Genomic DNA, 20,063 nt, shown 5'->3' with positions numbered 1-20,063 from the left:
ACTCGAGGTCTGATTGCCGCCAGCACCGGCGGCTTCCGCCACGCAGCCTGAGTACATGACGACGTTGACCTATCAGCCGATGGCCATCGCTCCGCACGTTCTCGACGAGCTGCGCGAGCGCGACGACGCCGGCGTGGTTCCCCGCGCCCGTGTGTACGACATGGACGGAGCGCCGTTGCGCTGCTGCTTGCGCCGTAGTCGGGCCGGCGAGCGGATCTCCTTGGTGTCGTACGCTCCGTTGCGCCGGTGGGCGGCGGAGGTGGGAGCCGCCCCGGGGGCTTATGACGAGGTGGGCCCGGTGTTCATCCACACCGGCCGGTGCCGGGGCCCGAACGCGGCGTTGGACTATCCGTTCGCCGAGACCGGGGCGCTGCGCGTCGTGCGTCGCTACGACGGCGAAGGCCGGATCACGGGAGGCGCGGTCGTACAGCTGCCCAAGGACCCCGGCCTGGCGCAGACCGTCGTGGAGCGGGCCCTGCGCGCGGCGTTCGCCGACTCCCACGTCGCGCTCGTGCACGTACGGGCGGTGGAGTACGGCTGCTTCCACTACGAGGTGCGCAGGCCCTGACCCACGACGGCGGGGGAGTGCGCGGCTACTCGCCGGTGGACGCCGGTACCAGGCCGTCCGCGACCAGACCGGCGAGGACCGCCTCACCGAGGGCGTCGACGGCGGACCGGGGCCGGACCATGACGGTGAACTCCTTGATCCGGCCGTCGTCGTCGAAGTGCAGCAGGTCGATGCCGTGGATGTCCTTGCCGCCGGCCCTGGCGCGGAAGAGCAGCACCGCGGAGGCGGCGGACGTGTTGTCGGCGCCGGTCTGCGCGGTGCCGGTGTATTGGCCGAGGTAACGGAAGTCCTCGAACGTGCGCAGCAGGACCCCGAAGAGACCCAGCACCATCGGCTTGCCCTCGAAGGGGGTGAACTTCACCGGGCTGTAGAAGCGGATGTTCTCGGTGAACAGGTCGTCCAGTGCCGCGAGGTCACGGCGGTGCACGGCGGCGCGGAAACGGTCGGCGGTGGTCATGGCCGGCTCTCCTCCATAGTCATAAATGTGACTAGTCATTTTCATGACTACCATGGTCGGGGCATCCGCGACAGAGGCAGACAAGGAGACGGCCCGATGGCGCTACGGCACGCCGTGCTGGCGGCACTGCTCGACGGAGAACTCAGCGGCTACCAGCTGGCCAAGGCGTTCGACCTCGGCGTGGCGAACTTCTGGTACGCCCAGCCGCAGCAGCTCTACGCCGAGCTGACCCGGCTGGAGAAGGACGGGCTGATCGCGGGCCGCGAGGTGCTCCAGCAGACCCGGCCCAACAAGCGCCTGTTCCAGGTGACCGACGCCGGGCTGGCCGAACTGGGAGAGTTCACGGCCGCCTCCGCGAAGCCCTCCTTCATCCGCGACGACCTGCTCGTCAAGGTCCAGGCCGCCGACCACGTCGACCCCGAGGCCCTGATCGCGCGGCTCTCCGAACGCGCCGCGTTCGCCCGGGCCAAGATCGACCTCTTCGGCAAGCTGCTGCGCGGCATGCGCGGCGACCGTACGGAGGAGGAGTTCCTGCGCCACGGCGACCGCGTCGGCCCCTACCTGACGTGCCTGCGCGGCCTGGCCTTCGAACAGGGCAACCGTGACTGGTGCGAGCGCACCATCACGGTCCTGCGGGAGAGGCAGCGGGCCCATGCCCGGCACTGACGCGACGTACCGCCGCTACGTCGCCCTGGGCGACAGCCGGACCGAGGGCCTCGGCGACGGTGACGACACCGTCGGCCTGCGCGGCTTCGCCGACCGGCTCGCCGAGCACCTCGCGCACGGCCGTCCCGGTCTCCGCCACGCCGACCTCGCCGTACGGGGCCGCCTCGCCGCGCAGATCCACGCCGAACAGCTCGCGCCCGCCCTGGCCCTCCGCCCCGACGTGGCCACCGTCGTCGCCGGCGTCGACGGCCTGCTGCGCCCCCGCTTCGACGCCGGCCACGTCGCCGGCCACCTGGCGGCCGTGTTCGCCGCCCTCACCGCCCAGGGTGGCCACGCCGCCACGCTCACCTTTCCCGACCTCGCCCGTATCACCCCACTCGCCCGCCCCCTCACCCCGCGCGTCACCGCCCTCAACCAGCGCGTCCGCGAAGCCGCCCGCGACCACGGCGTCGCCGTCGCCGAGACCGGCCACCACGCCGTCGTCACCGACCCCCGTCTGTGGAGTCCCGACCGGCTCCACGCCGGCCCGCTCGGCCACCAGCGCATCGCCGCGGCCCTCGCCCACGCACTGGACCTGCCCGGCGCCGACGACACCTGGACACACCCACTGGCCGCGCCGACGACACCCGTGCCCACCGGATGGCGCGCGGCCACCAGCGAACTCCGATGGGGCGCCGCCTTCCTCGGCCCCTGGCTCACCCGGCGCCTGCGCGGCCGCTCCTCCGGCGACGGCCACACCGCCAAACGGCCACACCTCACCCCGGTAGGCGCTACGGCCTCACAGTGAGGAGATCCGGAGGCGGCACGTCAGTGCCGTGGCCGGCGCGGGCCGGTGCGCCGATCGCCGGTCATCGTCCGGGCCGCTCTGCGACAGCCTTTCGCCGGACCGGCCGGCATCCTCGTCGACGGACGGTGAGCCGGCCTCGCGTCCCCGGCCACCGAGCCGGCGGCGCGACGTGACCTCACGAATCGGCGGTGGCCCGGTCGAGCGCGGTGAGCGCGGCGTCGGCCTCGACCCGGCGCGGGCTTCTCAACGCCGCCAGGGCGTCGCGGGCGGCGCACAACGTCTCCCTGGCTTCAGGATGTCCCACGGCACCGAGCGCCTGGCCCAGGTCCAGCCGGGCCTGTCCGGCCCACGCCGGCATCTGCGCGGCTTCGAAGGCGGCGAGGGCCTGCCGGAGCGGCGCTTCGGCCTCCTGCCAGCGCTCCAGGGCCGCGAGATCGTTGCCGATCTGCTGCCGGGCGACCGCGTGGTACAACGCGATCACCTCCTGCGTCCGGCCCGGAATCCCCGCGTGGCAGATCCGCTCGCTGCGGCGGTGGATGTCCAGGGCCTCGGCCGCCCGGCCGGTCTGGCGCAGCAGGGTCCCCAGGCTGTTGAGGACCGTCAGCTCGGCCAGCCGGCCCTGCGGTGACTCCTGCACGGCGAGGCAGCGGGCCGCGGCGCGCAGGCGCTCCTGGGCCTCTTCCGTGCGGCCCAGCCGGCTGAGCGCGCCCGCGCCGTAGCCGAGCGCCCAGCCCTCTTGCAGCCCGTCCCCGCAGTCGCGGGCCGCCGTGAGCGCGGCGTCGGCGCTCGTCAGGGCGGCGCGGGGGTCGTGGACGCAGAGGTTGTACGCCCAGGCGAGGTAGTTGAGGTGCGTCGCCTCCTCGCGTCTGCTGCCCAGGGAGCGGGCGGCGTCGGCGGAGCGCCGGAACACCTCCACCCACTGCTCCCAGTGCTGGTTGAGGTCGGAGAACCAGTGCATCGCCTCCGCCGTGTCCAGCACCTGCCGGTGCCGGCCGGCGTCATGGGCCCGGCGCAGCGCGGCGAGCCACTGGGCCCGCTCGGCCTCCAGCCAGGCCCGTGCCTCGTCCCGGCCGGTGGGCGCCGTGTCCGGGTCCGGGTCGCCCAGCGCCGTGGTCCGTTCGTGGCCGACGTCGAAGTGCAGCGCGGCGGCGGTGGCCCGGCGCAGCATCCAGTGCTCGGTCCGGTCCAGGGCGGCGTCACGGACCTCGGGGCCGTCCTCGCGCTCGGCCTGTTCGGCCGCGTAGAGCTTGAGCAGGTCGTGGAAGCGGTACCGCTCGGCGGCGGGATCGCTCTGCAGCAGACCGGCGTCCGTCAGTTCCTCGGCGCGGGCGACCGCCTCGTCGTAGGACAGACCGGCCAGGAGCGCGCCGGTCTCCGGGCTGAAGTCCGAGCCGGCGGCCAGCGCGGCGCGGCGCAGCAAGGTCTTCGACTCGGCCGGAAGCTGACGGTACGAGAGCGCGAAGGCGGCGCGCACCCGCAGGCTTCCGGCCTGGAGCCCGTCCAGCCGCCGGCTCTCGGCGGCGAGGCGGGCCACGAGCTTGCCGAGGCGTTCGTGCGGACGGCTGAGGAGCCGCTGGCCGGCGATCCGGACGGCCAGCGGGAGGTGTCCGCACAGGTCGGCGAGGTCGCGTGCGGCCTGTGCCTGAGCCCGTACCCGGTCCGCGCCGACGATGCGGGTCAGGAGTTCGACCGCTTCCTCGCGCCGCAGCAGCGCCAGATCGGTGCGGTGCACGGACTCCAGGCCCGCCAGGGTGTGGCGGCTGGTGACGAGGGTCAGGGACGGGCCGGTGCCGGGCAGCAGGGGGACGACCTGGGATTCGTCTGCGGCGTTGTCCAGCAGCAGGAGCATGCGCCGTTCGCCGGCCAGGGACCGCCACAGGCCGGCGCGGTCGTCGGTGCCCGCGGGCAGCGCCGCGTCGGCCACCCCCATCGCGCCCAGCAGCCGGGCCAGCGCGTCGCGGGGCGTGGTCGGCTCGGGATCCATGCCGTGCAGGTCCAGGGCGAACTGCCCGTCGGGGAAGTGCGGGGCGAGGACGTGCGCGGCGTGCACCGCGAACGCGGTCTTGCCCAGACCGGGCTGCCCGGAGACCACGCTGACCACCGGCCGGCCCGCGGCGGCGTCCCGCGCCAGGTCCAGCAGACGGGCGAGGGCCGGCCCGCGCGCGGTGAAGTCCTCGATGTCGCGCGGCAGGGCCAGGATGCCGGGACCGGCCGGGCCGGTGGCCGGCCGGGGGCGCGGACGGCCGAGGGCGGCGGACTCCTCCAGGCTCGCCGCCTCGTCGTCGTCCAGTCCCAGCGCCTCGGCCAGCGCCCGCACCGTGCGGCGCTGCGGCCCCCGGGTACGTCCGCGTTCCATGTCCGCCAGCGCCCTGACACTCACCTGGGCGCCGTGCGCGAGGGCTTCCTGGCTCAGTCCGGCACGGGTCCGCAGCCGGCGCAACCGCTGCCCGAAATCGCCTGTGGCTGGCGTGCCGTCGCGCACCGTCGATGTCCCCGATCGTCCGGCTCGTCCGGATGAGAGCCTCCCGGCAGAAGTATGGCCGACGGTACTTCTGCCGGGAGAACCGCCTGGGCGCGGCGGACCGGAAATGGTCGACTGAAGGCCGACGCGGAACGGTCGGCCTTCCGGGGCGGACGCGGCTTAGGTAATGAAATCCCGGAGCGGACGGACCCGCCGGGAGCCGGAGCCCGTGCGGGCCGGGGACAGGTCCGGACCGCCCGACGTCGACTGAGAACCGCGCAACACCGGTACCGCAAGACCAGTACCGCAACACCAGTACGACGACCTCGGCCGACGGCACCGCGCCGCGGCCCGCACTCTCCGGGGGGACTCTCCATGAACACTCCGCGCCACCGCTCCGTGCTGCTCGCCGTCGCGGGTACGGCTCTCACCCTGTCTCTCACCGCCTGCCAGAGTGACGGGGACAGCACGTCGAAGTCCTCGGCTGCTCCCGCGGCCACCGTGGCGTCGTCCACGGCGTCCGCTCAGCCGGCAAGCGACAAGGACACCAGCGCGTCCGAGGGGACGGGATCGACCGGCTCGGCGCGCTCGACGGGGGCGAAGGGCTCCACGGGCTCCACCGGTTCCGCCGGCACCAGCGGCTCCACGGGCGAGCAGGCCTCCGCCTCCGCTCCGGTCTGCACCGCGGGGGACGTCACCATCACCGCCGCCACGCAGGACGGTCCGCCCTACACCCACATCGTCCTCACGGCGAAGAACACCTCCCGCCACTTCTGCCGGCTGACGGGCTTCCCGCACATCCAGTTCCTGGAGAGCCACAAGCAGGACGTCCCGGCCGTCGCCAAGAGCAAGCCGGCCACACCGGTCGTGCTGGCGGCGGGAGCCCCGGCCTACGCCCTGGTGAAGCTGTCGGACGGCGGCGTCGACGAGGACAACGAACCGGTGTCGGCGTTCTCCGTCACGCTGGAGGGCGACTCCACGGTCATCGCCGTCACCGCGCCCGGCAGCGACGGCATCGCCGTCGACCCGGCCAAGGCCCTCACCGGCTACTGGACCCCGGAACTGCGCAACGGCGCGGACGACTTCTAAAGTTCTGGGCGCTCACGGTCACGGGAGTCGTGGAGTACAGGCCGCACCCGACGTCGAGCGCACCGCCGAGCGCGCTGCGCAGACGCCCGCCCGTCGGCCGTCACTCGCCCTGGCCGCCCGCGCCCCCGGGCTCGCGGCGCGGGCGGCCCCCGATGCGCCGACCGCCACCACCAGTACGGCCGGCATCCGCATCACGGTGTCGAGGGACGTGATGAAGTCCGTGACGACGGCGTGCGCAGGCCGGGCGAGGTCAAGCTCTGGGCGACCGGGCGCCGTTCGGCGGCGGGAACGGCCGTCGGCGCGCCGGGCCCGCGCAGCGGCACCGGGAGGCCCGCGGTGAACACCCGGTCACCACGCTGCCGCTGACCGCCACGCCCGGCGCGCCGCCCGGCTCCCGCGCCAGCCTCCGCAACCCCGACCCGCCCCGGCCCGGCGCCCGGGCGGCGCGCACCTCGTGCCGTGCGGCGGCAGCGGCGTCGCCGGCCCGCACCCGGCCGCGGTGGCGCCGCTCCGAGCGCGTACGGCGGATACGGGTGTCCGGGCCGACCAGCGAGACCGTGCCCGGACCGGCCGCCGGCACCACCGGCTCGGACCCGAGCGTCACCGGGGGGCTTTTTACGCCGCTCCAGGGCCACCGCGCAGCGCGGAGCGGGCAGCAGCGCACCCGCCACCGGCGGCAGCCACGCGGCGAGCAGCCCTTGGCGTACCGCGAACACCGCACGTTGACGTGGAACAGGCCGGACATCCCGACGGACGCCGGCGCCATGCCGACCGCCCCCGCCCGCACCACCGGCACGGTGAACAACCGCGGGTCCGGCACCGGAGGTTCCCGCCGCAGCGCCCAGCCGGCCCAGGCCGCCGGCAGCCGCACCGCCGCCGGCACCGCCCGCCTCTCGGCGAAGCTCGCGGCCCTGGAGGCGTCGCACGACGGGTTCACCACCGTCACCGACGCAGGTACTTGCGCACCCGTCGACGTGGGCGTCATCGCCGAGGCCGCCGAGGAGGACCGGGCTGCGCTGCGTGCTGTCGCCGACGACGAGATGCCCGTGCCGGCCGACACCGGAGCCGCGGTCAGCCACAACCCGGTGGCCGGCGCCTGGAAGGGCGACGCCGTCGCACGCGCCCTGACGCGGCGGGTCCTGGGCATCCGCTTCGGCACCGGCACGACGGCACCCGCGGCGACGCCTTCCGCCTGATCGACCGGCGCAGAGCGCCCAGCGCCCGGCCTACGGCCCGATGCCCGGCGATTCCCCGTGCGGTGACGGGCGCGATCGCCGTCGGCAAGGCCGCCGAGGCGGACCCGACGGCCGTACGGTGCGCCCGCACCCGGCGAGTGGACCCGGGTCCGGACGGCAATCTCCCGCCATCCCCGCCAGGCCGCGGCGGGGTCTTCCACGTGGGTCTTCCACGGACCTGATCCTCAGGAATATTCCAATGCCACTTAATGGACAGGTAAAATAACGGTCGTGCATCTCGGGGGATGAGACCGGTGGTTGATCACCATCGGGGGAGTGGGCAGGGTGTTACCCGACCACCGGCTGTGCGTTTGCGCGGCCGGTCCGGAAGGAACCGGTCGCACTCGGGAGGCATGTCTTGTCGGCATCGCTCACGCACGTACGAGACGCTACGTGCGCATCATGAGAAACCTCGGAGCCGATCGCGCCATTCCTGTCTATCTGGCCGGGTTCACGCTGACCAACATCGGCGTGGGAGGTTTCACCCTGGCCGTCGGACTCGCCTTCTACGAGAAGACGGGGAGCGCCACGACGTTCGGCCTCCTGGTCGCTCTCGAATACGCCGTGGGATTCCTCGGCCAACTCGTGGGCGGCAGCGTTCTCGATCGGTACAGCACACTCGGCGTCGCGCTGATCACGAATTCGGTACGCTGTGTCTCGGTCTTCTTCGGCGGAATACTCCTGTTGCTGACCGGTGCCCAGTTGCCGCTGATGATCGCCTTCGTCATCTCGGCCTTCATCCGGCCGCAGTATCGTTCCGCCAGCTTCGTGCTGGCCCGGCAGGTGTCGCCTCCCACGGAGCTGAAGCGGATCAACGCCCTGCGCTCGGCGTTCCTGCCGGCGGCCAAACTCACCGGTCTCGGCATCGTCGCCCTGCTCGCCGCGTTCTGCTCCAGCGGTGTCGTCCTGTGCGTGCTCACCGTGTTCTTCTTCGTCGGCACACTGGGCTTCGCCGCGCTCGGCGGGCTGCCGGGCGGCGGGCCCGGGAAGGAAGGGTCCGATGCCGCCTCCGTGCGTCCCACCAGCCTCTCCGAGAGCTGGCGACAGCTCGGCACGGCGCTGCGCTCCGTTCCCGGGCTCTGTGTGCACCTGATTCTCAGCGGTATGCCCGCGACCGTCACCGCTTTGGCCGCGGTGCTGGTTGCCCCCGTCAACCACTGGGTGCACGGAGGCTCGTACGGGATCGCGGTGCTGGACGGCGGCACCGCCGTCGGCGCGCTGTGCTCCATCGCGCTGGCCCGCCGGCTGGCGACCCGTACCTACCTGGTCGGCGTGGCCTGCGGGCTGTCCGCGGTGGCGCTGCTGCTGCTCGCCTCCGGCTCCAGCCTGGTCCTGGCGGGCCTGGCCTTCTGGCTGCTGGGGGTCGCGACCACGCTCGGTGCCACCACTTTGGACACCATTTTGCAGATGCGCAGCGACGAGGAGATCCTCGGCCGGCTGTTCATCACCCAGGAATGCGTCATCTCCGTCACCGCCGTCGCTCTGCTGCCGCTTTCCGGTGAGTTCGCGAGCGACCGCGGGATTCCGTTCACCGCCTCGCTGTACGCGGTCATAGCAACCGGCTATCTAGGTCTCTTCGTCATCGCCTTCCTCTTCTTGCGGCGACGTCTTTTCGGCGACCGGGTCGAGCTGAGGCGTGACGGAGACACTCGTGGCGAGATCGTACCCGCCTGAGTATTTCCGCGAAGTGATCCCGTATATCCGCCGGGGCTGACCGATCTTCTTTGTCTCCCTTTCCCCTGCCTCCTTTCCATGCCCTTTTCACTCCTCATACCGGAGCCTTTCCTCATGAGTGACATCGACTGGGCGAAAGCCCTCGACCAGCTTTTCGAAAACCCGCACGACCAAGAGATCCGTTCCTGGGCGGAAGGCGAGATATCCCGGGGAGCGTGTACCCCCGGGCAGCGCCGCGCCTATGAGCTGCTGACCGCCGGTGAAAGTGTCATGGACCTTCTCCAGGCGACTCCCGACGCCGTCAGGAAAATGGTCGAGTCCGTCCCCGCGCCCCGCTTGACGGTCGCTCCCGGGGACGGCGAGTGGAACGCCGTGCACATCGTCCACCACCTGGCGGACAACGAGGCCGTCAACGCCGTACGCATCAGGTCCGTCCTCACCGAGGACACTCCCGAGATCTTCGGATACGACTCGGACCCGTGGACCAGGTTCTTCGCGGTGGAGCCGGTGGAGGACGCGCTGGAGCGCTTCGAGGTGTCGCGCCGGAACACCGTCGCGCTGGCGCGCTCGCTCAGCTCCGAGGACCTCGACCGCAAGGGCGTCCTCTCCTACCGCGGCGCCGAATCCCTGCGCGTCCTGCTGGCCGTGCTGGCCGGTCACGACCGCGACCACCTCGACCAGCTGCGTGACGCCCTCGCGGCGGGTGACTGACGACCCGGCCCCCACACGGGTCCTTCTCCCTCGCCCCGCGTCCGCGCGGGGCACGATACCGATGGGTTCCCCACATGACCTTCGCTGAGCTGCGCGACACCGTCCTCGCCGCCGACCTGTGTGCCAGTTGTGGCGCCTGCGCCGCGGTGTGCCCGGAGGACGTGCTGACCATTTCCGCCGACCGGCCCGTTCCCGAACTCACCGCGGGAGCCGCCGCGGACGCCTGCGGGTCCTGCACGCTGTGCACCGACGTGTGCCCCGGACGCGAGACCGCCGTCCCCGAGTCCGAGCGGCGGCTCTTCGGCCGGACGCGCACGGTGGAGGAGCGCTGGACCGGGATCGTGCGCAACACCTACTCCGCCCAGGCGGCCGAGCCCCGGGTCAAGGACGCGGCCTCGGCGGGCGGAGCCGCCACCGCGCTGCTCGTCTCCGCCCTGAAGCGCGGTGACATCGAGGCCGCCCTGGTGATCGGCCGGGACACCGAGCGCCCCTGGGTGCCGGTGCCCAGGCTCGCGACCACCGTGGACGAGATCGTCTCCTGCGCCCAGGCCACGTACTGCATCACGCCCAATCTGCAACTCCTGCGCGACGCCCCGTACGAGCGGATCGGCGTCGTCGGCCTGGCCTGCCAGATCGAGGCCGTCAACCGCATGCGCAACCTGCCCGAGCGGCCGGCGGTCGCCGACCGCATCGCCTTCACGGTGGAGATCGGCTGTGCCTCCAACACCCGGCGCGAAGGCACGGAGCATCTGATCGAGAACCGGCTGGGTCTCCCGCTCGTGGACGTCACGGGCATGAAGTACCGGGCCGGCCAGTACCCCGGCGAGTTCACGGTCTGGGACCGCGAGGGCGACCGTCACTCGCTGCCCTTCCACGAACTGGTCCTGGAGTTCAAGAAGTTCAAGACATACCGCTGCCTGGCCTGCCCGGACTGGTGGAGCGGGCTGGCCGACGTGTCCATCGCCGACGGCGACCCCAACATCTTCCGCACCAGCCGCGAGACCGAACGGACGGAGAAGGCCTCCCTGCTCATCACCCGTACCGAGCGCGGCCAGGAACTGGTCGACGCGGCCGTGGCGCACGGGGACCTGAGGGTCACCGAGGAGACGTTCGTCCCCGAGGAGAGCCTCGGGCTCCAGCGCAAGCGCCACCGGTACGCCAGCTACGCCGCGCAGGCCCCCGGCCGGGTCCCCGAACCGCCGGTCGCCGGCGAGAAGCTGGAACGGCCGCTGGACGACGACGAGCTGATCGAGTCGATGAGCAGGCCCCGATGACCCCGACGGCCACCGAAGAGGCCCTGCACACCGCCCTGTTCGGGCCCGAGCGGCGGCTCCCGGACCGCATCGCGGTGCACGCGCCCCATCCCGACGGCCCGCTGCCGCCGGCCGGCCTCGTGCCGCACCCCGACAAGGCGATCAGCCAGCGCGCGACGATGCTGGCCGCCCTGGCGGACGGCACCAGCCGGATCCGGGGCCTCGCCGACTGCCGGGACGTGCGCGCCAATCTGCGAGCGCTGACCGCGCTCGGCGTACCGGTCCGGGCGGTCGCGGACGCCACCGTGGAGATCGACGGCCGCGGCCCGCTCGGTCTGGACCGCCGCGGTCCGCTGCTCGACGCGGGAAACAGCGCGACGACCTCACGCCTGCTGCTGGCGGTCCTGGCGGCGAGCGCGGCGGACTGCACCGTCACGGGAAACGCCCTGCTGCGCGCCCGCCCGATGGCCGAGGTCCTCGGCCCGCTGCGGAACCTGGGCGCCGATCTCACCGAGCTGGGAGAGCCGGGACGGCTGCCGGTCCGGGTGCGCGGCCGGCGGCTGCGCGGCGGCACGGTCGACGTCGCGGTGGACTCCGCCCAGCCCGTCTCGGCGCTGCTGTTCGCCGGCTCCCAGGCCACCGCGCCGGTGCGCATCACCCGGCGCACCGCGGCCAGGGACCACACCGAGCGCCTGCTGCGCTGGACCGGAGTGGCGGTCACGGAGACCGGCACCGAACTGGTGGTGACACCGGGCCGGCCGCGTCCCTTCGACCTGGAGGTGCCCGGCGACCCCTCGGGTGCCGCGCTGCTCGCCGCGCTGCACCTCGCCTCGCCCCGGGCCCGCCGGGAGCTGACCCTGCGCCGGGTGGGCGTGAACCCGCGGCGCACGGGGTTCTTCCACATCCTGCGGTCCATGGGGGCCGAGGTCGTGGAGGTGCCGTCGGACGAGCCGGGCCCGGAGCCGGTGGCCGACATCCGGGTCAGCCTCCCGGGCAGGCTCACCGGAACCGAGGTCGCCGGCCCCCGGCTGGTGCAGAGCGCCATCGACGAGCTGCCCGCCGTCGCGGCGCTGGCCACCGCCGCCACCGGCCCCACGGTCATCCGCGACGCGAGCGAACTGCGGGGCAAGGACACCGACCGGATCGCCACCACCGCCGAACTGCTGAGTGCCTTCGGGGCCGGCGTCCGGCCCACCGCCGACGGCCTGGTCATCGAGCCCCGCCCGCTCACGGCACCACGCCGGATCGACCTTCCGCCGGACCACAGGGTGGTCTTCGCCGCCTTCGTGCTGACGCTGCTCGCCGGCGGTGCCACCGAACTGCACGGCGTGTCCGCCGCGGCCACCTCGCACCCCGGTGCCCTCGACGATCTCACCCGCTACGCACCCGTGGATGTGCTGTGACCATCGAACACCCGAGACACCCGGCCGGCGCCGACGCGGCCGGCGACGGGGGCTACACGGTCGTCAGCGGCGGTGCCGGATTCCTCGGCTCCGCGCTGACGGACCGGCTGCTGGCGGAAGGCCGCACGGTGGTGGTCCTCGACCGCGAGCCGCCCCGCCACCCCGGCGCCGTACCCGTACTCGTCGACCTCGCCGACGAGACGGCGCTGGAGAAGGTCCTCGACCGCCTGCTGACCGAGCGCGGCGCCCCGGCGCACCTCGTCATGTGCCAGGGATGGTCGCCCAAGGCCGGGGACGGCGCGGCGATCGAGGAGGCGGAGATGCCGGCCGGCCTCTTCCGGCAGACCCTCGACGCGAACCTCACCAGTTGCTTCCTGCTGCTGCGCACCCTGGTCCCGGCGATGGCGGACCGCGGCCGCGGCCACGTGGTGGCGGTGGGCTCCGCCGCGGCGCACACGGGCAGGACCACGGCCACCTCCGCGTACGCGGCCGCCAAGGCGGGTGTCGCCGCCCTGGTCCGGACCTTCGCCGTGCGATATGCCCACCGCGGCGTTCTGGTCAACACCGTGGCCCCCGGCAAGATCGACAACCCCGGGTGGCCGGACGCGCCGGACGCGGTCGCCCGATACCGGACGGAGATCCCGCTGGGCAGACTCGCCGACGCCGCAGAGGTGGCCGACGCGATCGCGTTCCTGCTCTCGTCCGGCAACACCTACATCACCGGGCAGACCCTGATCATCGACGGAGGACGGCTGTCGTGACCGCTTCATCAGCACCCATCCTGCTGGAAGACCTGACATGGACGGAGTTCGCCGACCGGGCACCCGCTGTCCCGTACTGGCTCCTGGTCACCGGCAGCACCGAGCAGCACGGACCGCACCTGCCGCTCGGCGCCGACACCCTCGTCGTGGAACGGCTGGCCCGCCTCGCGTCCGCCCGGCACGGCGCGGTGATCCTCGGCAGCGTGCGCACCGGCGTGCTGCACGCCTTCCAGGACTGGCCCGGCAGCCAGCGCGTACCCGCCTCGGTGCTGACCGACCAGGTGGCGGCCATGGCCCGGACCGTGGTGCCGTACAGCAACCGGCTGCTGGTCCTCAACGGCCACGACGAGAACCACGAGCCCCTGCTGCTCGCCGCCCGCTCCCTGGTGGAACACCACGGCACCGACGTGGTCGTGGTCGAGTGGGCCCAGCTGGTCAGCGACGTCATCCGCGACGTGTCGGACTCCACCAGCGAGTCGCACGGCGGTGAGGGCCTGACCTCCGTGTTCCTGCACTGGTACCCGGAGCGCGTGCGCACCGACCGCGTCGCCGTGGGCACCCAGCCGAGCGGCGACCTGACACGGGACGACCTGCACGTCAGCAAGCGCGCCCACCACGTGGTGCGGTTCTCACCCGCCGACGTGCCGTCCGGAGTGCTCGGAGACCCGCGCGCCGCCACCGCCGAGAAGGGCAAGGCCATCACCGAGGCACTCGTCGACCGCGTGGACGCGCTGGTGAAGGAGCGGGGATGGCTGTGACCACCGAGACACCGGTACCGGGTCCGCACCCGCCACGGCCGGGCACGACGGCCATGGACACGCTGCTGCGCCGCGAGAGCCCGTCCATGGCGCACACCATCCGGGGCGACATCGGTCTGGTGCTCACCCGCGCGCAGGGCAGCACCGTCTGGGACGAGGAGGGACGCGCGTACCTCGACCTCACCTCGGGCTCGGGAGTGCACGCCCTCGGCCACGGGCACCCGGCGGTACTGGAGGCCATGCGGGACCAGCTCGCGTCCTTCGTGCACGGCGGCTGGCAGTACGGCTGTCCCGCCCGCGCCGACCTCGCCGACCGGCTCGCCGCACTGCTGCCCTGGGACGATCCCGTGCTGCTGTGGTGCGCCACCGGCACCGAGGCCGTGGAGGCCGCCCTGAAGGTGGCGCGGGCGGCGACCGGGCGACGCCAAGTGCTCGGCTTCCTCGGCGGCTACCACGGGAAGACCGCCGGCGCGCTGACCGTCACGGCCAACGCCGGCTTCCGCGCCGACGTCACCGAGGTCCCGGTGGCGGGCCTGTCCCTGCCGTACCCCACCGCGGCCGGCCATGTTGCGCCCGACGCCCCGCGCACCACCGGCCATGACTTCGGCCGGGCCATCCTGGACCACCCCGACTTCGGCGCGGACGCGGTCGCCGGCCTGATCGTGGAGACGGTCCAGGGCGCCGGCGGCATGCAGGCGGCCGCGCCCGGATTCCTCACGGAACTGCGGGAGTTCACCGCGCGGCGGGGCATGCTGCTGATCCTGGACGAGATCTTCACCGGCTTCGGCCGCACCGGCGCGATGTTCGGCTTCCGGCACGAGGACGTGGTGCCCGACCTCGTCGTCCTGGGCAAGGCCCTGGGCGGCGGACTGCCGGTGTCCCTCGTCGCCGGGCCGCGGGAACTGCTGGGCGCCATACCGCCGCTCCGGCAGACCAGCACCTTCGCCGCCAACCCGGTGGCCTGCGCCGCCGGAACGGCCGTGCTCGACACCCTGCTGACCGAGCGGCTGCCCGAACGCGCCGCGGTCCTCGGTGACTTCCTGGTGCGCCGGATCGCCGAGACGCGGGTGCCCGGGGTGCGGCTGGAAGCCATCGGACGCGGGCTGATGACCGGTGTGCGCGTCGCGCAGGCACCGGACGGCGACCGAGCCGCCTTCACCCGCGGCGTGGTCCGCCGGATGCGTGATCTCGGTGTGCTGGCCCTGCGCGGCGGCGCGGACGGTGCCGTGATCAAGTGGACCCCGCCGCTGACCATCTCCGAGGAGGAGCTGGCGCATTCGGTCTCCGTGCTGGGCGCGGCGCTGGCCGCGCAGAGCGACGCCGCGGGGAGCGGCCGATGACCGGCCCGGCGAGCGCGCACGACACCCCGGCCCCGGGCGGCGCCTGGTGGGGCCGGGTCTTCACCGACGGGGTGAGGGGCGGCAACCACACCGCCGTGGTGCTGCCCGGGACACCGGTCGCCGACCCCGGCGCGACGGCCGCCGCGCTGGGCGTGCCCGACACCGCCTTCGTGACCGCCGTGGAACCCGGCTCCGTGGTCCTGCGCACCTTCTCTCCGGTCGAGGAACTGGCCCAGTGCCTGCAGACCTCGCTGGCCGTCCTCACGGCACTGGACGTGCCGGACCGGGTGCCGTGGCGGGTACGCCACGAGAAAGGCGAGCAACTGCTCGTCCACCGCGAGGGCCCGGTCAGCTGGGCCCGGCACGAACAGGCCGGCCCGCCCCGGCTGGAGGAGACCGACTGGCCGCGCTGCGCGGGCCGCCGGCCGGCAGGCGCGGCACCGGCGGTGATCCTCCGCCAGGCCCGCAGCCGCATCCATCTGCGCTGCGCCGACGCCGGCCAGGTCGAGGCCGCGGAGATCGGCGCCGGGGACGTGACCGAGCTGTGCGCCCGCACCCGCACCAACGGCCTCGTCCTGTCGGCACCCGACGGACCGGGCGCATGGCGCGTGCGGGTCTTCACCACGTCACTGGCGGGCGCCGAGGACAGCGCCACGGGCGGTGCGGTGCTCGGAGTGGGGACGCTGGCCGCGCTGGACGGCGCGCGCGGGGACATCCGGGTCCGCCAGGGCCCGCCGGACCCCGACCGGCAGGGCCATCTGCGCCTGCGCGTCGAGGACGACGGACACGTCCTCCTCGGCGGCACCGTCGTGCCCCTGCTCACCGGAAGGCTGACGCACCCATGACCTCCGCCGCACTGCTGACCACACGGGTCCACCGCAGCGTGGACGAGCTGCCCCGGGCCGCGCTGGAACTCGCCGCCACCGGCACCCTGTACGACTCGCCCGGATGGCTGCGCTACTGCGAGGCGGCCGCGGACGGGCTGCTGAGACACATCACCCTGGAGAGCGGACCGGGACGCGTCGTTGGACTGGCCACCGTACGCATCGTGCGCGACGACCGGGTGATGTCCCTGTACAACCTGCGGGCCCTCCTCGACGGCCCGTCGCCGGACGAGGTCCCGGACACGGCGCCGCTCTTCCCCAGCGCCGTCGCGGCGGTGTCCGGAGCGCACTGCGTGCTGCTGACCGACCCGGCGGCCGACGGCCCCCTGCGATCCGCCCAGCGCGGGGCCCTGGCCCGCGCGGTGGTGGAACTGGCGAACGAGGAGAACTGCGCGGCCACCGGATTCCTCTACCTCGGCCAGGAGGCCGCAGCCGACGTCTCGGACGCACTCGGCCCAGGCGCCGGAGCACCCTTCCTCGTCGCGGCGCAGACCGAACTGGCAGGCGGCTGGCCCGACTTCGAGCACTACCTCGCCACGCTGCGCAGCTCCAGGCGCAACAAGATACGGCGGGAACGCAAGCAGTTCGCAGAGGCAGGCGTCCGCACCCGGGTCCTGCACGGCACCGGCGGACTGGACGAGGACACGGCACGGCTGCAACTGGCGCTGCGCCGGCGGTACGGCGCCGCCGGCTCGATCGAGTCCATCCTGCGCGACTACACGCATCTGCGCGCCACGGTGGACGACCGGGTGCGCGTCTTCCTGTGCGAACGGCAGGGCCGGCCCATCGGCATGAGCCTCGCCCTGGTCGACGGCGACAGGCTGCACGTGCGCCTGGCCGGCTTCGACTACGCCGCCCTGGACGCCGACTTCGCCTACTTCAACGCCGTGTACTACGAACCGATCCTCTGGGGCATCGACCACGGGATCACCCGCTACTCCTTCGGTACGGGCACCTACGCCGCCAAGCTCGCCCGCGGCTGCGTCCCCGTCCCGCTGTACGGAGTCGTCCGCTGGCCCGCCCCGCTCCAAGAGCCGGCGACCGCCCGGCTCGCCGCCCGTGAGGAGGCCCTGCGCACCCAGCTCGGACTGCCCACGGCACCCGAACCCCGCCCGGACCGAGGAGAGGCCCCGTGACCGCAGCGCCCAAGACGCCCCTGGTGATCGCCGACGCACCGGGCGGACCCCATCCCTCCCTGTACCTGCCGTCACTGCTGGACGAGTTCGAGGTGCACGCGGTCTGGCTCGCCGTCGAGGCGGACGGACCACGGCAGCGGCGCGCCACCGCCCTGGCGGCGGCCACGGAGGCCGGCGGCTCGGTCACCGCCGTGACCCGGCCCGAGGACGTCCGGCAGGTGCTGTCCGACGTGGCGGCGCGCACGCACGCGGCGGGCGTCCTCGCCTTCAGCGAGCGCGTCGTCCACCTCGCCCAGCGCGTCGCCCACGGCCTCGGCCTGCCCGCCAACCCGCCGGACGTGCTCGACGCCCTCCAGGACAAGCGGATACAGCGCGCCCGGCTGCGCGACGGCGGCCTGCCCACGCCCCGCGTCGTGGAACTGCGCGACGCCGCGGACGTGCGCCGGGCCGCGGCCACCTGCCCGTTCCCCGCGGTCCTCAAGCCGTCGGTCGGCATGGGCAGTACGGCCACCTTCCGGGTGGAACACCCCGGCCTGCTGGCGGACGCCTGGCAGCACGCGCGCGCGCTCGCGCTCGCCGACGACCGGATCGCCCACCACCGTCCGGTGATGCTGCTGGAGGAGGAACTGACCGGCGACCCGCGGTGGACCGAAGGCGGGCTGGGCGACTACCTGTCCGTCGAAGCGCTGGTGGTGGACGGCGAGACGCACGTCCTGGCGGTCTCCGACAAGCTGCCGCTCTCGCTGCCGTACCGGGAGAACGGGCACATCCTGCCGGCCCTGCGCCCCGAAGCCGAGACCGCCGCCGCCGTCGCCCAGGTACGGGCCGCGCACCGGGCGCTGGGAGTGCGGTTCGGCGCCACGCACACCGAGGTGAAGCTCACCTCCGGCGGCCCCCGGATCATCGAGGTGAACGGCCGGGTCGGCGGCAGCGTCCCGGAGCAGCTGCTCCTGGTCGCGGACTACGACCTGCCGCTCAACCTGGCCCGGCTGTCCGTCGGCGACCGCCCCGAGGTCGACGTGCGCTGCCGGCGCTGGTCGGCGTACCTGACGCCGCAGCCCCCGGGCGGCCGGCACCGGGTCGAGGTCGCGCCGGACGCGGCTGCGCTGCGGGACGTGCCCGGCATCCGCAGTGTCCACCACGTCGTCGCGCGCGACAGCGTGGTGGACTCCGCCGACGGGACGGCGAGCAATCTGGTGCGGGTGGTGGCGGCCGTCGACCACCCGCAGGAGATCTTCACCCTGGCCGAGCGGCTCGCCGGCCCCGACCTGTTCAAGCTCCGCCGGGAAGGCACAGGAGGAGACAGCCAGTGAACCCGACCACGACCGCCCCGGACCCCGGGCCCGACACCTCCACACGGGTGCGGGTCTTCATCGGGGAGCCGTCCTCGATCGACCCGTGCAACGGCTTCGAGCACGACGGCGCGCTGCTCCTGAGGTTCCTCGCCGACCCCCTCGTGGACTACGACCCGGGGACGGGCGAACCGCGGCCGGCGGCGGCCGAACGCTGGGAGGTCACCGAGGACGGCACCCAGGTGGACTTCCACCTGCGGCCCGGTGTCCGCTTCCACCACGGCCGGGAGGTCACCGCCGCCGACTACGTCTACTCGCTCTCCCGCGTGGCCCGCCCGGAGACCGGCTCCAAGCTCGCCTACCACCTGGCCTGCGTCCAGGGCTACGAGGAGGTGCGGTCCGGCGCCGCGCGCACGCTGAGCGGCGTGACCGCGATCGGGCCGCGGCGGCTGCGGGTCCGGCTCGTCCACCCGTTCCACGAGATACCCGCGGTCTTCGGCCACCGCGTGACGGCCGCGGTTCCCGCGGAACTCGCCGAGGGCGATCCCGACGCCTTCCGCGTGGCCCCGGTGAGCACCGGCCCGTACCGCGTCGCCGAGCCGTGGGTCACCGGACAGGGGATCGTCCTGGAACGGTTCGACGAATACCACGCGCGCAACCGTGCCTTCCCCGACGGCGGGGCCGGAACCCTGGACCGGCTGGAGTTCCGCATCTACGAGGAACTGGAGGACGCCTACCAGGACTGGCACCGAGGCGAACTCGACGTGGTGAAGGTGCCGCCGGCCCGGATCCCCGACGCCCTTCCCCTCGGCGAACGCTTCCGCCGCACCCCCTGCGCCCTCATGCAGTACGTCGGTTTCCCCGTCGACACGCCTCCGTTCGACAACCCCGTGGTGCGGCGCGCGGCGGCCATGGCCGTCGACCGGCAGGCCATCATCGACTCCGCGTTCAGCGGCACGCGCCCGATCGCGCGGCGCGTCCTGCCGCCGGCCCTGCGGGGCGACGACGACGCCGACCTCACCGCGATCCGTTACGACCCCGCCGCCGCGCGCGCCCTGCTCGACGCGCACGGCATCGAGCCCGTCACCACGGACTTCACCTACAACGCCGGTCTCGGCCACGACGGCTGGGTGAGCACCCTGGTCGGGCAGCTCAACGAGAACCTCGGATGGAACGTGACGCCGCGGCCGATGGCCTGGCCCGAGTTCCTGGAGTGGCTGGGCCGCGCGGACACCATGTTCCGCATGACCTGGGCGATCGACTACCCGTCCGTCGACAACTTCCTCTACCCGCTGTTCCACTCGGCGTCCATCAGCGACGACAACTTCACCCGCTACCGCGACGCCGGCGTGGACGCCCTCATCGAAAAGGCCCGCGCCACCGCCGACGCCGCGGAGCGCCGGGCCCTGTACGCGGAGGCGGAGGCCAAGGCCTGCCAGGACCTTCCGCTGATCCCGCTGTGGTTCGGGGTCCAGTACCACCTCGTGAACCTGGACGGGTTCGAGGTCGACGGGCCCGTGGTCGACATGTTCGGAGAACCGGTGCTCCGGATGTTCCGACGCCGCCCCTGACCCCCGACGACGACCAC

General features: G+C 73.5%; 18 protein-coding genes. 16 read left to right on the top strand and 2 right to left on the bottom strand.

The features are described 5' to 3' along the window. Window positions 1-55: 55 nt before the first annotated feature. Complete coding sequence (locus SCK26_RS01695; RefSeq protein ID WP_318199421.1) at window positions 56-568, top strand: DUF1203 domain-containing protein; 513 nt, start codon at window positions 56-58, stop codon at window positions 566-568. Window positions 569-593: 25 nt separating this feature from the next. On the opposite strand, the gene SCK26_RS01690 is transcribed toward SCK26_RS01695, so the two are convergent. Beyond that, the gene (locus SCK26_RS01690) at window positions 594-1,025 is read right to left on the bottom strand and encodes a nuclear transport factor 2 family protein (protein WP_318199420.1); all 432 of its coding nucleotides are present in this window, start codon (window positions 1,023-1,025) and stop codon (window positions 594-596) included. 96 nt (window positions 1,026-1,121) lie between these two features. Between SCK26_RS01690 and SCK26_RS01685 the strand changes: the two genes are divergently transcribed. After that, window positions 1,122-1,691, top strand: a complete 570-nt coding sequence (locus SCK26_RS01685) for a PadR family transcriptional regulator (RefSeq protein ID WP_318199419.1) — start codon at window positions 1,122-1,124, stop codon at window positions 1,689-1,691. Then, complete coding sequence (locus SCK26_RS01680) at window positions 1,678-2,478, top strand: SGNH/GDSL hydrolase family protein (RefSeq protein WP_318199418.1); 801 nt, start codon at window positions 1,678-1,680, stop codon at window positions 2,476-2,478. Before SCK26_RS01685 ends, SCK26_RS01680 begins: the two co-directional genes overlap by 14 nt. 175 nt (window positions 2,479-2,653) lie before the next feature. Here SCK26_RS01680 and SCK26_RS01675 read toward each other — a convergent pair whose 3' ends face one another. Then, window positions 2,654-4,960 carry an ATP-binding protein gene (locus SCK26_RS01675; protein WP_318199417.1) on the bottom strand — a complete coding sequence of 769 codons (2,307 nt, stop codon included), beginning with the start codon at window positions 4,958-4,960 and terminating at the stop codon, window positions 2,654-2,656. Between the two features lie 354 nt (window positions 4,961-5,314). On the opposite strand from SCK26_RS01675, the gene SCK26_RS01670 reads away from it, so the two are divergent. From SCK26_RS01670 to SCK26_RS01610, 13 genes are all read left to right on the top strand, one after another. Further along, on the top strand, window positions 5,315-6,028 hold the full coding sequence (locus tag SCK26_RS01670) for a DUF4232 domain-containing protein (RefSeq protein WP_318199416.1): 714 nt from the start codon (window positions 5,315-5,317) through the stop codon (window positions 6,026-6,028). 764 nt (window positions 6,029-6,792) lie between these two features. Continuing rightward, window positions 6,793-7,224 (top strand): hypothetical protein, encoded by a 432-nt coding sequence (locus SCK26_RS01665; RefSeq protein ID WP_318199415.1) that lies wholly within the window; start codon window positions 6,793-6,795, stop codon window positions 7,222-7,224. A gap of 441 nt (window positions 7,225-7,665) precedes the next feature. Beyond that, complete coding sequence (locus SCK26_RS01660; RefSeq protein WP_318199414.1) at window positions 7,666-8,937, top strand: MFS transporter; 1,272 nt, start codon at window positions 7,666-7,668, stop codon at window positions 8,935-8,937. 114 nt (window positions 8,938-9,051) lie between these two features. Then, entirely contained in the window at window positions 9,052-9,648 is a 597-nt protein-coding gene (locus SCK26_RS01655; RefSeq protein ID WP_318199413.1) for a DinB family protein, read from the top strand. Window positions 9,649-9,722: 74 nt separating this feature from the next. Then, complete coding sequence (locus SCK26_RS01650) at window positions 9,723-10,922, top strand: Coenzyme F420 hydrogenase/dehydrogenase, beta subunit C-terminal domain (RefSeq protein ID WP_318199412.1); 1,200 nt, start codon at window positions 9,723-9,725, stop codon at window positions 10,920-10,922. Continuing rightward, window positions 10,919-12,304: a hypothetical protein gene (locus SCK26_RS01645; protein WP_318199411.1), complete on the top strand. Its 1,386-nt coding sequence runs from the start codon at window positions 10,919-10,921 to the stop codon at window positions 12,302-12,304. Before SCK26_RS01650 ends, SCK26_RS01645 begins: the two co-directional genes overlap by 4 nt. Next, window positions 12,301-13,065 carry an SDR family NAD(P)-dependent oxidoreductase gene (locus tag SCK26_RS01640; RefSeq protein ID WP_318199410.1) on the top strand — a complete coding sequence of 255 codons (765 nt, stop codon included), beginning with the start codon at window positions 12,301-12,303 and terminating at the stop codon, window positions 13,063-13,065. The genes SCK26_RS01645 and SCK26_RS01640 overlap by 4 nt, the downstream gene beginning before the upstream one ends. Continuing rightward, complete coding sequence (locus SCK26_RS01635) at window positions 13,062-13,823, top strand: creatininase family protein (protein ID WP_318199409.1); 762 nt, start codon at window positions 13,062-13,064, stop codon at window positions 13,821-13,823. The genes SCK26_RS01640 and SCK26_RS01635 overlap by 4 nt, the downstream gene beginning before the upstream one ends. Next, window positions 13,814-15,163: an aspartate aminotransferase family protein gene (locus SCK26_RS01630; protein ID WP_318199408.1), complete on the top strand. Its 1,350-nt coding sequence runs from the start codon at window positions 13,814-13,816 to the stop codon at window positions 15,161-15,163. Before SCK26_RS01635 ends, SCK26_RS01630 begins: the two co-directional genes overlap by 10 nt. Beyond that, the gene (locus SCK26_RS01625; protein ID WP_318199407.1) at window positions 15,160-16,008 is read left to right on the top strand and encodes a PhzF family phenazine biosynthesis protein; all 849 of its coding nucleotides are present in this window, start codon (window positions 15,160-15,162) and stop codon (window positions 16,006-16,008) included. Before SCK26_RS01630 ends, SCK26_RS01625 begins: the two co-directional genes overlap by 4 nt. Continuing rightward, on the top strand, window positions 16,005-17,183 hold the full coding sequence (locus tag SCK26_RS01620) for a GNAT family N-acetyltransferase (RefSeq protein ID WP_318199406.1): 1,179 nt from the start codon (window positions 16,005-16,007) through the stop codon (window positions 17,181-17,183). The genes SCK26_RS01625 and SCK26_RS01620 overlap by 4 nt, the downstream gene beginning before the upstream one ends. Then, the gene (locus SCK26_RS01615; protein WP_318199405.1) at window positions 17,180-18,496 is read left to right on the top strand and encodes an ATP-grasp domain-containing protein; all 1,317 of its coding nucleotides are present in this window, start codon (window positions 17,180-17,182) and stop codon (window positions 18,494-18,496) included. Before SCK26_RS01620 ends, SCK26_RS01615 begins: the two co-directional genes overlap by 4 nt. After that, entirely contained in the window at window positions 18,493-20,046 is a 1,554-nt protein-coding gene (locus SCK26_RS01610) for an ABC transporter substrate-binding protein (protein ID WP_318199404.1), read from the top strand. Before SCK26_RS01615 ends, SCK26_RS01610 begins: the two co-directional genes overlap by 4 nt. The last annotated feature ends 17 nt before the right edge of the window (window positions 20,047-20,063 follow it).

The sequence above is a fragment of the Streptomyces sp. SCL15-4 genome, assembly GCF_033366695.1.
GTDB lineage: Bacteria > Actinomycetota > Actinomycetes > Streptomycetales > Streptomycetaceae > Streptomyces.
Note: the sequence above shows the minus strand (reverse complement) of the source record. Positions and strands in the feature narration are given on the sequence as shown.

Coding starts and splice junctions, on each gene's coding strand:
- SCK26_RS01655 (WP_318199413.1), top strand. CDS start 9,052: ATGAGTGACATCGACTGGGCGAAAGCCCTCGACCAGCTTTTCGAAAAC.
- SCK26_RS01620 (WP_318199406.1), top strand. CDS start 16,005: ATGACCTCCGCCGCACTGCTGACCACACGGGTCCACCGCAGCGTGGAC.
- SCK26_RS01685 (WP_318199419.1), top strand. CDS start 1,122: ATGGCGCTACGGCACGCCGTGCTGGCGGCACTGCTCGACGGAGAACTC.
- SCK26_RS01645 (WP_318199411.1), top strand. CDS start 10,919: ATGACCCCGACGGCCACCGAAGAGGCCCTGCACACCGCCCTGTTCGGG.
- SCK26_RS01650 (WP_318199412.1), top strand. CDS start 9,723: ATGACCTTCGCTGAGCTGCGCGACACCGTCCTCGCCGCCGACCTGTGT.
- SCK26_RS01665 (WP_318199415.1), top strand. CDS start 6,793: ATGCCGACCGCCCCCGCCCGCACCACCGGCACGGTGAACAACCGCGGG.
- SCK26_RS01695 (WP_318199421.1), top strand. CDS start 56: ATGACGACGTTGACCTATCAGCCGATGGCCATCGCTCCGCACGTTCTC.
- SCK26_RS01690 (WP_318199420.1), bottom strand. CDS start 1,025: ATGACCACCGCCGACCGTTTCCGCGCCGCCGTGCACCGCCGTGACCTC.
- SCK26_RS01670 (WP_318199416.1), top strand. CDS start 5,315: ATGAACACTCCGCGCCACCGCTCCGTGCTGCTCGCCGTCGCGGGTACG.
- SCK26_RS01630 (WP_318199408.1), top strand. CDS start 13,814: ATGGCTGTGACCACCGAGACACCGGTACCGGGTCCGCACCCGCCACGG.
- SCK26_RS01625 (WP_318199407.1), top strand. CDS start 15,160: ATGACCGGCCCGGCGAGCGCGCACGACACCCCGGCCCCGGGCGGCGCC.
- SCK26_RS01660 (WP_318199414.1), top strand. CDS start 7,666: ATGAGAAACCTCGGAGCCGATCGCGCCATTCCTGTCTATCTGGCCGGG.
- SCK26_RS01680 (WP_318199418.1), top strand. CDS start 1,678: ATGCCCGGCACTGACGCGACGTACCGCCGCTACGTCGCCCTGGGCGAC.